General features: G+C 55.9%; 8 protein-coding genes, 4 tRNA genes and 3 rRNA genes. 13 read left to right on the top strand and 2 right to left on the bottom strand.

The features are described from left to right. Positions 1-74 precede the first annotated feature (74 nt). The 5 genes from ACP8IT_RS09780 (at position 75) to ACP8IT_RS09760 (ending at position 953) form a co-directional block, all read left to right on the top strand. A tRNA-Glu gene (locus ACP8IT_RS09780) sits at positions 75-150 on the top strand. 35 nt (positions 151-185) lie between these two features. After that, positions 186-259 (top strand) — tRNA-Asp (locus ACP8IT_RS09775). A 190-nt stretch (positions 260-449) separates the two neighbouring features. Next, a tRNA-Asp gene (locus ACP8IT_RS09770) sits at positions 450-523 on the top strand. A gap of 19 nt (positions 524-542) precedes the next feature. Beyond that, a tRNA-Phe gene (locus ACP8IT_RS09765) sits at positions 543-615 on the top strand. A 56-nt stretch (positions 616-671) separates the two neighbouring features. Then, the gene (locus ACP8IT_RS09760; RefSeq protein ID WP_167530828.1) at positions 672-953 is read left to right on the top strand and encodes a GNAT family N-acetyltransferase; all 282 of its coding nucleotides are present in this window, start codon (positions 672-674) and stop codon (positions 951-953) included. A gap of 49 nt (positions 954-1,002) precedes the next feature. Here the strand turns inward: ACP8IT_RS09760 and epsC are convergent, their stop codons facing one another. Together epsC and cysK are read right to left on the bottom strand one after the other, a co-directional pair. Continuing rightward, positions 1,003-1,566, bottom strand: coding sequence for a serine O-acetyltransferase EpsC (gene epsC / locus ACP8IT_RS09755; RefSeq protein ID WP_005279637.1), 564 nt, complete (start codon positions 1,564-1,566; stop codon positions 1,003-1,005). Positions 1,567-1,648: 82 nt separating this feature from the next. Next, positions 1,649-2,584, bottom strand: coding sequence for a cysteine synthase A (gene cysK / locus ACP8IT_RS09750; protein WP_237801733.1), 936 nt, complete (start codon positions 2,582-2,584; stop codon positions 1,649-1,651). Between the two features lie 265 nt (positions 2,585-2,849). Here cysK and ramA point away from each other — a divergent pair, with 265 nt between their 5' ends. From ramA to ACP8IT_RS09710, 8 genes are all read left to right on the top strand, one after another. Next, positions 2,850-3,689 carry an acetate metabolism transcriptional regulator RamA gene (gene ramA, locus ACP8IT_RS09745; protein WP_284632066.1) on the top strand — a complete coding sequence of 280 codons (840 nt, stop codon included), beginning with the start codon at positions 2,850-2,852 and terminating at the stop codon, positions 3,687-3,689. 21 nt (positions 3,690-3,710) lie between these two features. Further along, positions 3,711-4,979, top strand: a complete 1,269-nt coding sequence (gene murA, locus ACP8IT_RS09740; RefSeq protein WP_023017906.1) for a UDP-N-acetylglucosamine 1-carboxyvinyltransferase — start codon at positions 3,711-3,713, stop codon at positions 4,977-4,979. A 610-nt stretch (positions 4,980-5,589) separates the two neighbouring features. Next, a 16S ribosomal RNA gene (locus tag ACP8IT_RS09735) occupies positions 5,590-7,108 on the top strand. Between the two features lie 511 nt (positions 7,109-7,619). Continuing rightward, positions 7,620-10,699: ribosomal RNA gene (locus ACP8IT_RS09730) — 23S ribosomal RNA — on the top strand. A gap of 154 nt (positions 10,700-10,853) precedes the next feature. Beyond that, positions 10,854-10,971, top strand: a 5S ribosomal RNA gene (gene rrf, locus ACP8IT_RS09725). Together the 16S, 23S and 5S rRNA genes form the textbook arrangement of a ribosomal RNA operon. 271 nt (positions 10,972-11,242) lie before the next feature. Next, positions 11,243-12,568: an HNH endonuclease signature motif containing protein gene (locus tag ACP8IT_RS09720; protein ID WP_490289989.1), complete on the top strand. Its 1,326-nt coding sequence runs from the start codon at positions 11,243-11,245 to the stop codon at positions 12,566-12,568. A gap of 125 nt (positions 12,569-12,693) precedes the next feature. Then, complete coding sequence (locus ACP8IT_RS09715) at positions 12,694-13,422, top strand: ABC transporter ATP-binding protein (protein WP_484483902.1); 729 nt, start codon at positions 12,694-12,696, stop codon at positions 13,420-13,422. Beyond that, positions 13,423-15,966 carry an ABC transporter permease gene (locus ACP8IT_RS09710; protein WP_490289988.1) on the top strand — a complete coding sequence of 848 codons (2,544 nt, stop codon included), beginning with the start codon at positions 13,423-13,425 and terminating at the stop codon, positions 15,964-15,966. It begins immediately after the preceding gene. Positions 15,967-16,075 lie beyond the last annotated feature (109 nt).

The following is a 16,075-nucleotide window of genomic DNA, read 5'->3' as shown; positions in this document are numbered from 1 at the left end:
TTCCTTCTGGGGGAGCGATTTTGTTTCTTGGTGATGTCTCCAGTATATTTCTAGAAGTCGCCAAGAAGCGACTGGCCCCCATCGTCTAGCGGCCTAGGACACTGCCCTTTCACGGCAGCGGCACGGGTTCGAATCCCGTTGGGGGTACCAACACTTTCGTGTTGGTTCTAAATAATTTCTCATTTGGCCTTGTGGCGCAGTTGGTTAGCGCGCCGCCCTGTCACGGCGGAGGTCGCGGGTTCAAGTCCCGTCAAGGTCGCATTCTGAACAGTACACGCTTCGGCGGGTGCTGTTCTTTTTTGGTTTTAGGCCGCTGTGTGGTGGTGTCACCTTGATGCAGGGGCATCGGCAAGCGCGGGAAAACCGCCTTTGTAGTGCTGATTTGTGTTGTTTCGAGGCGTCTGTGTAAAGTAACTACCCGTGCCCAAGGGGCACACAAAACTGAAAATGGCCTTGTGGCGCAGTTGGTTAGCGCGCCGCCCTGTCACGGCGGAGGTCGCGGGTTCAAGTCCCGTCAAGGTCGCGGAAACCTTCGGGTTTCTGGCCAGATAGCTCAGTCGGTAGAGCACACGCCTGAAAAGTGTGGGGTCGCCAGTTCGATCCTGGCTCTGGCCACAACTATGGTCCCTTCTTATTATCAAGGAGGGGCCATTTTTGGTTTAATGGGGGACATGGAAAAAGCAATTTCTCATCAGTCCGATTTGTCCCGTTTCGTGCTCACCGTTGATGGTGTGGAGGCAGGAATCTGCGAGTACGTAGATTCCGGTGATACCCGCGAATTTAATCACACGGTCATCGGGGATGACTTCCGCGGCCAGGGCTTGTCCTCGCCGTTGATTAAGGCGGCCCTCGATGAAACCCGGGAGGCCGGCATGAAGGTCATCGCCACCTGTTCCGCAGTGGCGCACTTTATGGACAAGAACTCCGAATACCAGGATCTGCTGCGCGGTTAAGCACAGCAAAAAGCGGCCCACATAAGCCTGTAGGCCGCTTTTAGTCTATTTAGATGTAGTAGTCCGGATCCACGAGTTTGACCCGCTCATGCCTATTTGAAGGCCGGTTTTGGGCGGGGATGCCCACGGCGATGTGGTCGGCCGGGACGTCTTTCGTCACCACGGCATTGGCGCCGATGGCGGAACCAGCCCCGATGGTGATGGGGCCTAAGACCTTGGCGCCTGCGCCGATGGTGACGTTATCTTCCACCGTGGGGTGGCGCTTGGTCTGGGTGAGCACCTGACCGCCGAGCGTCACGCCGTGGTAGAGCATGACGCCATCGCCAATTTCCGCGGTTTCGCCGATGACAATGCCCATCCCGTGGTCGATAAAGAAGCGGCGCCCGATGGTGGCGCCTGGGTGGATCTCAATGCCGGTAAAAAAGCGGTTAATTTGGGCCAGGATGCGCGCAGGGCCCCGCAGGCCGCGCTTCCATAGCCAGTGGGAGACGCGGTGAGACCAGATGGCGTGCAGGCCGGAATAGACGATCGCATTTTCAACGTCGCCGCGGGCGGCAGGGTCGTGGTCGCGGGCATTGGCTAAATCTTCGCGGATATATTTAATAATGCTCATGGGGACTATAGTACTGGTCACAAAAAGGCACCCGCCAAGCTTGACGGGTGCCTTTTATTCACGGACTAGGTGGCGGGGCTAATTATGCCTCGCGGATGTCCTCAAAAAGAACGGTGGAAACGTAGCGCTCACCAAAGTCCGGCAGGACAACGACGATGGTCTTGCCCTCGAACTCAGGGCGCTCGGCCAGCTTCAGTGCGGCGGAGAGGTTTGCGCCGGCGGAAATACCAACCAGCAGGCCTTCCTCGGTGGCAAGAGCGCGGGAAAGCTTGATGGACTCCTCGAGGGAAGCGGTCAGAACCTCATCCAGCTGCTCGCGGTTGAGCACGTCCGGCACGAAGTTGGCGCCCAGGCCCTGGATCTTGTGCGGGCCGGCCTGGCCTTCAGACAGGACAGGGGAGTCAGCCGGCTCAACGGCTGCGAGGTAGACGTCTGGGTTCTTGGACTTCAGGTAGCGGCCTGCACCGGTGATGGTGCCGCCGGTGCCGACGCCAGCGACGAAGGCATCGACATTGCCCTCGGCGTCTTCCCAGATCTCCGGGCCGGTGGTGGCCTCGTGGATCTTGGGGTTGGCCTCGTTAGCGAACTGGGAAGCCAGGATGGCGTTGCCGCGCTCGGCGACGACCTCGTTGGCCTTGTCAACCGCACCCTGCATGCCGGCAGCGCCCGGGGTCAGGATGATTTCTGCACCGTATGCGCGCAGCAGCACCTTGCGCTCGTTGGACATGGTCTCTGGCATGGTGAGGACGACGTCGTAGCCCAAGGTTGCGCCGGCCAGTGCCAGGGCAATGCCGGTGTTACCGGAGGTAGCTTCAACGATGGTGCCGCCCGGCTTCAGCTCACCGGACTCCTCGGCGGCCTTGATGATGGCCAGACCGATGCGGTCCTTCACGGAGTTACCAGGGTTAAAGGACTCTACCTTGGCCAGCACGGTGGCGCCCTTGCCCTCTGCTAGGCGGTTGATGCGGATGAGCGGGGTACCGCCGATGGTCTCCAGGACATTGTTATAAATAGCCATTTATTAAGACTCCTTTGGGAATCAGATTCGCGGTCAAATCAGGTACAAGCGTAAGGATACACTACTTAAGTAGACAGAGTGGTATATTTATTACAGACAGCCTATTCGGGCATGGAATGTGGGATTCACCGCTGGGGAAACAAAGAGGCGATTTCGAATTACCCCCACTTGCTGTCTATAATTCCACGTAGTTACCCGCTGGTCCCCAAGTTTTCGGGGATATCGGGTGCACCTGCTTGGTTACCCCCGACGAGGAAAGAGTCTCATGGAGTCGCATCGCCTCAAAGATGATGAAGAATCCGTACGCGCGGCACTGTCGTCCCTCAAAACCGCCACCGGAATCCCGGTGACGATGTACGCGACATTATTGGCGGATAACCGCCTGCAAATTACCCAGTGGGTGGGCCTGCGTACGCCGGCGCTGCAGAATCTGCTTATCGATGCCGGCGTGGGCGTCGGCGGGCGCGTGATTACCACCCGCCGCGCGGTGGGCGTATCGGACTACACGCGGGCTACCACCATTTCCCACGAGAACGACAGCGTCATTCAAGACGAAGGCCTGCACTCGATCGTGGCCGTGCCCGTTACTGTGCAGCGTGAAATCCGCGGAGTGCTCTACGTTGGCGTGCACTCCCCGGTGCGCTTGGGAGATAAGGTCATCGAGGAAGTAACGATGACGGCCCGGACCCTGGAGCAAGACCTTGCGGTCAATTCCGCGATGCGCCGCGCCGATGGCGGCAAGGGAGGCACTTCCCGCGGTCACGCCATGAACGGTGCGGAATGGGAACAGGTTCGTTCCACCCATTCCAAGCTGCGCATGCTGGCCAACCGCGTCGAGGACGAGGAATTGCGCAAGGAACTTGAGGCACTGTGTGATCAGATGGTTTCTCCCGTGCGCGTCAAGCAATCAACCAAGCTTTCTGCCCGCGAGCTCGATGTCCTTTCCTGCGTGGCGCTCGGCCACACCAATGTCGAAGCGGCAGAAGAAATGGGCATTGGCGCCGAAACCGTGAAGTCCTACCTGCGCTCTGTAATGCGCAAGTTGGGGGCGCATACCCGCTACGAAGCCGTCAATGCTGCCCGCCGGATCGGCGCGTTGCCCTGATAACCGGTAGCGTAGAAACCTGTGAAAGATCAGTTTATTGTTTCCGGCGGTGCCCGCCTTGCAGGCACCGTCAAAGTAGATGGCGCGAAAAACAGCGTCCTTAAGCTCATGGCCGCCGCATTGTTGGCGGAGGGGACGACGACGCTGACCAATTGCCCAGAGATTCTGGACGTACCTTTGATGAAGAAGGTGCTCGAAGGCTTGGGCTGCGAGGTGACAATCGATGGCAGTACCGTTCGCATCACCACCCCCGCGAAGCCGCAATCGAACGCGGACTTTGATGCGGTTCGCCAATTCAGGGCATCGGTATGCGTCCTAGGCCCACTGACCTCGCGCTGCGGGCATGCCAAGGTAGCGCTGCCCGGCGGTGACGCCATTGGCTCCCGCCCGCTCGATATGCACCAGACCGGCTTGGAAAAGCTCGGCGCCACCACCCGCATCGAACACGGCGCCGTGGTGGCTGAGGCCTCCGAGCTTCGCGGCTCCACCATCCGCTTGGACTTTCCTTCCGTTGGTGCGACGGAAAACATTTTGACCGCCGCCGTCTTGGCCGAAGGCACCACCGTCCTCCACAATGCCGCCCGCGAGCCAGAGATCGTGGACCTGTGCGAGATGTTGAAATCCATGGGTGCCAATATCGAGGGCGAGGGTACCTCTGAGGTCACCATCCACGGAGTCGAGCGGCTCAATCCCACGGAGCACGAGGTCATCGGTGACCGCATCGTGGCCGGCACTTGGGCTTATGCCGCCGCCATGACGCAAGGCGATATCACCGTCGGCGGCATTGCCCCGCGCCACCTGCACCTTCCGCTGGAAAAGCTGAAGTCCGCCGGTGCGGATATTGAAACCTATGAAAACGGCTTCCGCGTGCGCATGGAAAAGCGCCCCACCGCGGTGGATTACCAGACGTTGCCTTTCCCAGGCTTTCCGACGGACCTCCAACCCATGGCCATCGGCATTTCCGCCATCGCCGAAGGAACCACCGTGATCACGGAGAACGTCTTTGAATCCCGGTTCCGCTTCGTTGACGAGATGCTGCGCCTGGGTGCCGATGCCCAAGTAGATGGCCACCACGTGGTGGTGCGCGGTAAGGAACATCTTTCTTCTACGCACGTGTGGAGCTCCGATATTCGCGCCGGAGCCGGCCTGGTCCTCTCCGCGCTGTGCGCAGACGAAGCCACGACCGTTCACGATGTCTTCCATATTGACCGCGGCTATCCCCACTTTGTGGAGAACCTTTCGCGGCTTGGAGCCACCATCGAAAGGACGCAGGAAGAAGAAATCTTCTAAATTAACCTCTCCCCAGTACGCATTTTTACGGTGTGTGCTGGGGATTTGTGTGTTTTTCGGGGTTGGGTGTAACTTTATCGAAGTCGCCGAGAGGTAGCCGGTTGGTTACTTTTGAGTGACTTTTGTACTGACTTGGCTCGAGGATTTGACTTGGTTCAGGTTGTTGGGTAGGTTGGTACGAGCCGCCGCTGAGAGGTTAACGTTTGGTTAATTTTCTTGTGGTGTGTGGATGTTGTTTGAGAACTCAATAGTGTGCCAATGTACTTATTTTTTATTTTTGTGTGCATGGTTGTGTGTTGATTGGTCTGTTGGCCGGCGGACCTAATGGTGGTTTGTTGGTTGGTGTGTGCCGGTAAGGTGTTGGAATACGCATCTTTTTGAATACTGTTTAGTGTTTCGGCTGCATTGATGGATTGGTTGGCATGTGATTGTGTTCAACTTTTTTGTCTCCCTTTTTTGTGCCCCGTCGGGTTGGGGAGGCAGTTTATTTTTTTCTTTGTAGTAATTTTTGGACGCCAGCATGGGCCTGCTTTTGTGGGTTTGTGGTGGTTTGTTCTTTTGGTTAGGTTTGGGCTTTTCACGGCCTTTTCAGTGTTTTGCTGAAATTCTTTTTGTGGAGAGTTTGATCCTGGCTCAGGACGAACGCTGGCGGCGTGCTTAACACATGCAAGTCGAACGGAAAGGCCCTGCTTGCAGGGTACTCGAGTGGCGAACGGGTGAGTAACACGTGGGTGATCTGCCCTGCACTTCGGGATAAGCTTGGGAAACTGGGTCTAATACCGGATAGGAACCATCTTTAGTGTGGTGGTTGGAAAGTTTTTTCGGTGTAGGATGAGCTCGCGGCCTATCAGCTTGTTGGTGGGGTAATGGCCTACCAAGGCGGCGACGGGTAGCCGGCCTGAGAGGGTGTACGGCCACATTGGGACTGAGATACGGCCCAGACTCCTACGGGAGGCAGCAGTGGGGAATATTGCACAATGGGCGCAAGCCTGATGCAGCGACGCCGCGTGGGGGATGAAGGCCTTCGGGTTGTAAACTCCTTTCGCTAGGGACGAAGCTTTTTTGTGACGGTACCTAGATAAGAAGCACCGGCTAACTACGTGCCAGCAGCCGCGGTAATACGTAGGGTGCGAGCGTTGTCCGGAATTACTGGGCGTAAAGGGCTCGTAGGTGGTTTGTCGCGTCGTCTGTGAAATTCTGGGGCTTAACTCCGGGCGTGCAGGCGATACGGGCATAACTTGAGTGCTGTAGGGGTAACTGGAATTCCTGGTGTAGCGGTGAAATGCGCAGATATCAGGAGGAACACCGATGGCGAAGGCAGGTTACTGGGCAGTTACTGACGCTGAGGAGCGAAAGCATGGGTAGCGAACAGGATTAGATACCCTGGTAGTCCATGCCGTAAACGGTGGGCGCTAGGTGTGAGGGTCTTTCTACGACTTTCGTGCCGTAGCTAACGCATTAAGCGCCCCGCCTGGGGAGTACGGCCGCAAGGCTAAAACTCAAAGGAATTGACGGGGGCCCGCACAAGCGGCGGAGCATGTGGATTAATTCGATGCAACGCGAAGAACCTTACCTGGGCTTGACATACACCAGATTGGGCTAGAGATAGTTCGTCCCTTTGTGGTTGGTGTACAGGTGGTGCATGGTTGTCGTCAGCTCGTGTCGTGAGATGTTGGGTTAAGTCCCGCAACGAGCGCAACCCTTGTCTTATGTTGCCAGCATTTGGTTGGGGACTCATGAGAGACTGCCGGGGTTAACTCGGAGGAAGGTGGGGATGACGTCAAATCATCATGCCCCTTATGTCCAGGGCTTCACACATGCTACAATGGTCGGTACAACGCGTTGCGACACTGTGAGGTGGAGCGAATCGCTGAAAGCCGGCCTTAGTTCGGATTGGGGTCTGCAACTCGACCCCATGAAGTCGGAGTCGCTAGTAATCGCAGATCAGCAATGCTGCGGTGAATACGTTCCCGGGCCTTGTACACACCGCCCGTCACGTCATGAAAGTTGGTAACACCCGAAGCCGGTGGCCTAAACGTGTTAGGGAGCCGTCGAAGGTGGGATCGGCGATTGGGACGAAGTCGTAACAAGGTACCCGTACCGGAAGGTGCGGGTGGATCACCTCCTTTCTAAGGAGCTTTTATTTTGGCTGCAGTTGCAGCCATGACCCACAGTTGTGGGTTGTCCACTGTTGTTTGATGGTGGGTTGGTGGTTGAGTAGGCGAGTGTTCTGCTGCCACCGAATATGGCAATTCCGGGTAGGACATACACCTTAATCGACAGGACCGAGTGTTGAGACAGTGCTTTGTGACATGCGTAAAAGTGTCCATGCATACAGGAAGTAAAGTTGATTGGTAAGTCGTTGGTGCATTGTTGGGTGTCTGGGGCATTATCCCCCTTTTTTGTGTGCCTGACTGGTTGATGGATGCCATTCATTGTGGTGGTGTTTGTTGCTGGTTGGGGTGTTGTGTGAGAACTGTATAGTGGACGCGAGCATCTCACATGATGCCGCCTGCTTTTGTGGGTGGTGTTGTGTGTGTGATGTGATTTTTCTTTTTGTTTATTTTGTCAAGTTCACTTGTTGCTGCCACATGCTGGCTGCATGGCTTCGTGTTGTGTGGTTTGTGTGTGGTGGTTGGTGTGTTCGTTATTTAGGGCGCATGGTGGATGCCTTGGCATGCTGAGCCGATGAAGGACGTGTAAGGCTGCGTTAAGCCTCGGGGAGTTGTCAATAAAGCGTTGATCCGAGGATGTCCGAATGGGGAAACCTGGCCCTGGTTATGTGGGGTTACCCTTCAGTGAATTCATAGCTGTTGTGGGGGTTACGCGGGGAAGTGAAACATCTCAGTACCCGTAGGAGGAGAAAATAATAATGATTCTGCTAGTAGTGGCGAACGAACGTGGATGAGGCTAAACCGTGTGCATGTGATACCTGGTAGGGGTTGTGTGTGCGGTGTTGTGGGGCCTGATTTTGTGTCATCTACCAGTGGCACGCCCTTTTTGCATTGTTGTTAGGTGAAGTGGTTTGGAATGGCCTACCGGAGTAGGTGAGAGTCCTGTAGCTGAAGATGATGATGTGGGGGTTGTTGGGTTCCCGAGTAGCAACGGGCTCGTGGAATCTGTTGTGAATCTGCCGGGACCACCCGGTAAGCCTAAATACTCAGTGTGACCGATAGTGGATAGTACCGTGAGGGAATGGTGAAAAGTACCCCGGGAGGGGAGTGAAATAGTTCCTGAAACCATGTGCTTACAATCCGTCAGAGCGCTTTTTATTGTGTGATGGCGTGCCTTTTGAAGAATGAGCCTGCGAGTCAGCGGCATGTCGCGAGGTTAACCCGTGTGGGGTAGCCGTAGGGAAACCGAATCCTAATGGGGTGATAAGTGGCATGTCCTGGACCCGAAGCGGGGTGATCTACCCATGGCCAGTGTGAAGCAGCTGTAAGAGGTTGTGGAGGCGCGAACCCACGTAGGTTGAAAACTGCGGGGATGAGCTGTGGGTAGGGGTGAAAGGCCAATCAAACTCCGTGATAGCTGGTTCTCCCCGAAATGCATTTAGGTGCAGCGTCGCATTTAGCTTGGTGGAGGTAGAGCGACTGGTTGGTTGAGCGGGACTACAATCTTAGCAATGTCAGCCAAACTCCGAATGCCATCAATTGTGTTGTGCGGCAGTGAGACTGTGGGGGATAAGCTTCATAGTCGAGAGGGAAACAGCCCAGATCGCCGGTTAAGGCCCCTAAGGGTGTACTAAGTGGAAAAGGATGTGGGATCGCGAAGACAGCCAGGAGGTTGGCTTAGAAGCAGCCATCCTTGAAAGAGTGCGTAATAGCTCACTGGTCGAGTGGTTCTGCGCCGACAATGTAGTGGGGCTCAAGTACACCGCCGAAGCCGCGGCAAGCAACAATTTTTTGTTGTTTGGGTAGGGGAGCGTCGTGCATGGGTGGAAGCGTTACCGTGAGGAGGCGTGGACTGTGTGCGAGTGAGAATGCAGGCATGAGTAACGAATTGTAAGGTGAGAATCCTTACCGCCGGATGACTAAGGGTTCCTGGGTCAAGTTCGTCTTCCCAGGGTGAGTCGGGACCTAAGGCGAGGCCGACAGGCGTAGTCGATGGATAACCAGTTGATATTCTGGTACCCGTACATGTGCGCCCATGATAAAGCACGGATACTAACCACTGCGGATACGCTACCTTTTCACTTTTTTGAGTGTTGGTGGTGTTGATGTCGTGGGGCCTGATGTGTGGTTCAAGTGATGGGGTGACGCAGTGAGGTAGCCGCGCCACTTAGTGGATTGGTGGTGTAAGCGTGTAGGCCGTGTGGTAGGTAAATCCGCCACACTTTGTGGTTGAGGCGTGATGCGTAGACCCAAAAGGGTTGATGGTGGTGATCCTGTACTGTCGAGAAAAGCCTCTAGCGAGTGTGTGTATGGCCCGTACCCTAAACCGACACAGGTGGTCAGGTTGAAGATACTAAGGCGTTCGGGTGAACTGTGGTTAAGGAATTCGGCAAAATGCCCCCGTAACTTCGGGAGAAGGGGGGCCCTGTGACGTGAAGACCCTTGCGGTTGGAGTGTTGTGGGGTCGCAGAGAATAGAGGGAAGCGACTGTTTATCAAAAACACAGGTCCATGCGAAGACGTTAAGTTGATGTATATGGACTGACGCCTGCCCGGTGCTGGAAGGTTAAGAGGACCGGTTAGTTAACGTTTGTTAGCGAAGCTGAGAATTTAAGCCCCAGTAAACGGCGGTGGTAACTATAACCATCCTAAGGTAGCGAAATTCCTTGTCGGGTAAGTTCCGACCTGCACGAATGGCGTAACGACTTCTCTGCTGTCTCGACCACAGGCCCGGTGAAATTGCATTACGAGTAAAGATGCTCGTTACGCGCGGCAGGACGAAAAGACCCCGGGACCTTCACTATAGCTTGGTATTGGTGTTTGGTTCGGTTTGTGTAGGATAGGTGGGAGACTGTGAAACCGTCACGCTAGTGGTGGTGGAGTCGTTGTTGAAATACCACTCTGATCGGATTGAGCATCTAACCTTGGCCCATGATCTGGGTTGGGGACAGTGCCTGGTGGGTAGTTTAACTGGGGCGGTTGCCTCCCAAAATGTAACGGAGGCGCCCAAAGGTTCCCTCAGCCTGGTTGGCAATCAGGTGGTGAGTGTAAGTGCACAAGGGAGCTTGACTGTGAGACAGACATGTCGAGCAGGGACGAAAGTCGGGACTAGTGATCCGGCACCTACTTGTGGATGTGGTGTCGCTCAACGGATAAAAGGTACCCCGGGGATAACAGGCTGATCTTCCCCAAGAGTCCATATCGACGGGATGGTTTGGCACCTCGATGTCGGCTCGTCGCATCCTGGGGCTGGAGTAGGTCCCAAGGGTTGGGCTGTTCGCCCATTAAAGCGGCACGCGAGCTGGGTTCAGAACGTCGTGAGACAGTTCGGTCTCTATCCGCCGCGCGCGTTGAAACTTGAAGAAGGCTGTCCCTAGTACGAGAGGACCGGGACGGACGTACCTCTAGTGTGCCAGTTATCCCGCCAGGGGTATCGCTGGTTGGCTACGTACGGAAGGGATAACCGCTGAAAGCATCTAAGCGGGAAGCCTGTTTTAAGATGAGGTTTCTTTTGAGGTCCCCTAAAGACTATGGGGTAGATAGGCCAGACTTGGAAGCACTGTAAGGTGTGAAGGCTACTGGTACTAATTGACCAAAACAAACACACCACAACAACCCCCGAACACCACGTGTGGGGATGATTGTTGGGTGGACTTGTGAAGCGAGTAAACAAACAAAAATACACATTATCGTGTGTGTCGCGTCCACTATGCAGTATCTGACACAACACCACACACAGTGGGTAGTGTTCTGATAGGTTTGTCGGTGGTTCATAGCTGCAGGGAAACGCCCGGTCCCATTCCGAACCCGGAAGCTAAGCCTGTACGCGCTGATGGTACTGCAACCGGGAGGTTGTGGGAGAGTAAGTCACCGCCGACACCAAACAACAAAACAACAAAATAGTGATTCTGGTAGTCCCCGAAAGGCCACCACCCCGAATAATTGTGGGTGGTTGGTGTTTCGGGGACTACTTGGTGTTTTACCCCCGTTGGTATTTGTGGGTTGTTCTCTGTCGAGCTGGGGGAATGCGTGGTAGGTGTCGTGGTTTTACCCCCTACTGTCAGGTGTGGTGGATAGGGTAAATCCGTGTTAGGCGAAAAGACATTCGACACTTTTGAGGGTGTAGTACACCCCGGGGGACACGGTTACGATGACAATTAACACACCACCACCTACCACGACAGACCACGAGCCAGTAGGCGACACCACGCTGGGGAATACCCGTAAAGCCGGCGAGCCACTGGACTACGACACCAACACTGATCCTGATTACGACTCTGATGGTGAGGCTGTGGGGGAGGTACCGGTAGTCTTTTACGCCACCAACACACCCGGCAACCCTATTGCTGCAGCTGGAGCACACGCCCGGAAGGACTCCTGGTTTTTCTACCAATCACTCCTTCCAGACCTCGACGACGACGTCGATCTGACACTGACGAGCCTGGCTAAAGATTTAGGCCTAACCTACAGCACCCTGTCGGGGATTATCAGGGCACATTTCCGCATGCAAGAACTACCCCTCGTTACAGCGACCAACATGGAGCAGTGGATCCTGGATACACCACGCCTGAGGGTTATCGATAGGGAAATAGAACGTATAGGCGACAACCGCGACCACATAGGCCTGGTCGATGCTGCCCTAGCAGATTTTCTCACCCCGACAGCACCGTGCCAGCATGTACCCACGGTGGCGGATATCCGCCGGTTTATCCGCGACTTCATCGACACCCACAATCTCACAGACGATGACACAGACGAGGTCGAGCCCACCCTGAACGTGTCAGTGCATAACAACCGCGCCACCATGAGCCTAACGTGTGATAAAGCTACGGCCGCTATTATCGCCCGCCACATCGATTCCCAAGCAGACAATAATCAGTGCGGTGCCGGTGAGGCGCTTATCCAACTCATCCTGGATAACACCAATACCAAAGTTGCGATCAATACCTTCACCACCGCAGCCGCCACTAACCCCGACCACAATGACGGCTCCGGAGCCGCCGGGAGTGCAGATACAAAGGTCTACTTCCCAGGCTACGGCTGGTCCCACATTAAAAACCTAGAAAACATCGACACCTTCACCCGACACTTAAAACCAAAAGAAACCGAAAGCTACCAGCCCACCAGCCACATCCGCGCCTACACACAAGGAAGAGACCTCACCTGCCGCTGGCCCGGATGCACCATCCCAGCACACAAATGCCAACTCGACCACCGCATCGAATACAACGACGGCGGACCCACCAGCCCCGACAACCTCGTCACCCTGTGCCAACACCACCACAACATCAAAACCGACAAACGCGTCCACTACATCATGGACCCGGTCACCGGCACCATCGCCTGGCTACACCAAGACGGCACCTACCACATAGACCACCCCACCGGGCCACTAGCCACCACAAACACACACTGGCACTACACCTGGAAACAATTCCTCAACCACAAAAGAAACAAACACAACAAACAAAAATAAAACCCCACCAACCCAACACCACCACACCAGTGCGCCCAAATCAGCCCATGGGATGATGGGGCACTGCGGACAGGCGGGTTACTATGTAGAAAGGTAATTTCCCATTTACAAGGAGAACACGCTTTATGACTGATGCCGCGGCACGCGCCGTTGACTTGTTTAAGCAATACGGAAGCGATGACACGGCCGTTATCGCCCTTGATCACGTTTCCATCGAGTTTGGAAAGAACCAATTCACGGCCATTATGGGCCCTTCGGGTTCGGGCAAGTCCACGTTGATGCACACGATGGCAGGGTTGGACTCTGCCACCTCTGGTTCGGCGTTTATCGGAGATACCGATATGTCCCACCTCAATGACAAGGAAATTACGGCGCTGCGCCGAGACCGCCTGGGATTTATCTTCCAGTCCTTCAACTTGGTTCCCACCTTGACGGCTGCAGAAAACATCACGCTGCCGACCGATATCGCGGGCAAGGACGTCGATAAGCAATGGTTTGAGGAAGTCACGCGTCGCCTGGGGCTGGCGGAGCGCTTGGAGCACCGTCCGGCGGAATTGTCTGGTGGTCAGCAGCAGCGTGTGGCCTGTGCTCGCGCCTTAGTGTCGCGACCGGAGATCATTTTTGGCGATGAGCCTACGGGTAACTTGGACTCCAATTCTTCGGCCGAGGTATTGGATATTCTGCGCACTGCGGTGGACCAGGATAACCAGACTGTGGTCATTGTGACGCACGATGCTAAGGCGGCGTCGTACGCCGATCGTGTTGTTTTCCTTGCTGATGGCAAGCTCGTTAATGAACTGCAGGATCCAACGATGGAGGCCATTCACAATGTAATGGCAGAGATTGAGGGTTAAATGGCACGCGGAAACGCAATGCGCAGGGTATCCGTGCGCAATGTTTTGGCGCATAAATTGCGCCTTGGCCTGACAATTCTGGCGGTGGTTTTGAGCACCGCCTTTATTGCTGGCTCTTTCATGTTCACTAACTCATTGAAGGCCACTTTTGATTCTGCGGTGGATAACCAATTCCGCGGGGTAGACGCGGTGGTCAGTGAGAACGATGACAGCGACCAGAAGCTGGATGAAGGGCTGCGCAAGCAGCTGCTTGATGATGACGACGTTAAAAACATCAACGTCGCTGACTCGCAGACTGTGGTTGTTGCCGATGAAAACTCGGAGGCCTTCCAAACCCAAAGCGGTACTGCGAGCCTCGTGCCGTACTATTCCGCGGATAAAACCGTCGGTGGCGCGAGCGAACTCACGGAAGGCGATGAGCCAAAGGCCAAAGATGAGGTAACGATCAATTCGTCCGCTGCGGAAAAATACGATATCTCCGTTGGTCAAAAGCTTCTGGTAGTTCATCCGGATAGCCAGGATGAGGTTAAGGTTACGGGCATCGTGGAGCCGCCGGTGGAGCAGGGCGATAGCATCGAACTGCGCATGGACGAGTCGGATTACCTAGAACGCTTTGGTGATCCCTCCCAGCTGAAGGTCTCTGCCGCCGATGGTGTGGATGCGAATGCGCTTGTCGATGACCTGAATGACAAATTCGACATCAAAGCCGAGTCAGGTGAGCGCCTTGCAGAGCAGACCAGTGAGGCAATGACCGAGGCATTGAAGTTCGTGAACTACTTCCTCGTTGCCTTTGGTCTGATCGCCTTGTTGGTGGGCACGTTTATTATTGCCAATACGTTCTCCATGATCGTGGCCCAGCGCATCAAGGAGTTCGCGCTCTTGCGTGCTTTGGGCGCGTCGCGCCGCCAGATCACCAATTCTGTTGTGGTGGAATCCGTCATCGTGGGCGTTCTGGGATCCATCGTCGGTGTCGTTGCCGGCGTGGGATTGGTCGCCGTGATCAAGGCGGTTATGGGCGCCAACGGTATGGACATTGGCGGTGGCCTGGGCCTGAGCGTTTCCGCCGTGGTAGTTCCGATCATTTTGGGCACGATTGTCACTGTGGTCTCCGCATGGGCTCCGGCGCGGCGCGCGGGCGCCGTGGAGCCGGTTGAAGCGATGCGCACGACGGAGTCGGCCTCCGGTTCTTCGCTGAAGGTCCGGACGATTTTCGGTGCGATCCTCATGATCGGCGGCATTATTGCGGCGTTTGCGGGCGTGCTTAGCGATGCCGAAACGAACGTCCGCGCCATCCTCGTCGGCCTCGGCGCCGTCGGGGTGATTATCGGTTTCTTCTTGGCAGGACCGGCGCTCTCTTTGCCGCTAGTACCAACGCTGGGCAAGGCTATTGGAGCGCCTTTCGGGTCCATCGGCAAGCTGGCTGCTACCAACTCGCGGCGTAACCCGCGCCGCACTGCCGCCACGGCCTTTGCCCTGACCTTGGGCGTGGCATTGGTCACGAGCATCGGCATGCTGGGCCAGACGATGAAGGCCTCCATCTCGGATACGGTGGACCAAACTATTACGTCGGACTATATTTTGTCCGGCCCGAGCTCCGGAAACTTCCCGACGCCGAAGGAAACCGGTGAGCGTGCCGCAGAGGCAGACGGTGTGGATAAGGTCATTACCGTTGGCTCGGCCCCGGTTGCCGTGGACGGTCAGGCCTCCTTGGACTTTGGCGCCGGCGGGTTGTTCACCGTGACGGTGGATGCTGACCCCACCTCGATGCTGGCGATGAACATGGTGGAAGGCGATGCCAATATTGAAGGCGGCTTTGCCGCCACGGAAGACTTCGCCAAAGAAAATGGCTGGAAGGTAGGAGAGACCTACGAGGTCACCGGCAGCAAGCCGGGCAAGACTGCGGAAGCCAAACTGGTCGGCACCTTTGAGCCCATCGAGACCATTCAAAATATGGTGGTTTCGCAGGACGTGGCAGAAGAAGTCGCCGCTGACGGAGAATTCTCCGTGCAGATGGTGGGTGTCTTAGGCCAAGAAGGCTATGACAAGGAAGAGCTACGCCAGAACCTCGAGGATGCCGTCAAGGATCTCGTGGTGGTGCAGGTCAATACCGGTAAGGAATACGCGGGGCAGGCCGCTGGCGCCATCGACCGGATGCTGGCTATCCTCTACGGTCTTCTCGCACTCGCCGTGATCATTGCGGTGCTGGGCATTGTCAACACCTTGACCTTGGGTGTTATCGAGCGCCGCCAGGAGATTGGCATGTTGCGTGCGGTGGGTACGCAGCGCCGCCAAATCCGCAGGATGATCACGCTGGAGTCGGTGCAGATTTCGCTCTTTGGTGCAATCATGGGCATCCTCATCGGCCTCGGCTTGGGCTGGTCCTTCATCGAGATCCTGAATGACCAAGGCCTTGGCGGTGCCGAGGTTCCGTGGGGCATGCTGGTGATCATGCTGCTGGGATCCGCGGTTGTGGGCGTCATCGCAGCGGTATGGCCATCGCAACGCGCGGCAAAGACGCCGCCGCTGGAGGCGATTGCGGATTAATGCTTGGCCATCCAGACCTTGACTGATATTAGGAAGTTTCAGCTCGTCGTCGTAGCACAGGAACCATGGGTGCGCTTCGGACTGGAACTTCTTTGCCGCCGGATCCAAG

This window comes from Corynebacterium sp. LaCa_23 (genome assembly GCF_058182375.1).
The sequence above is the reverse complement of the archived record's forward strand: the minus strand, read 5'-3'. Positions and strand labels throughout refer to the sequence as shown.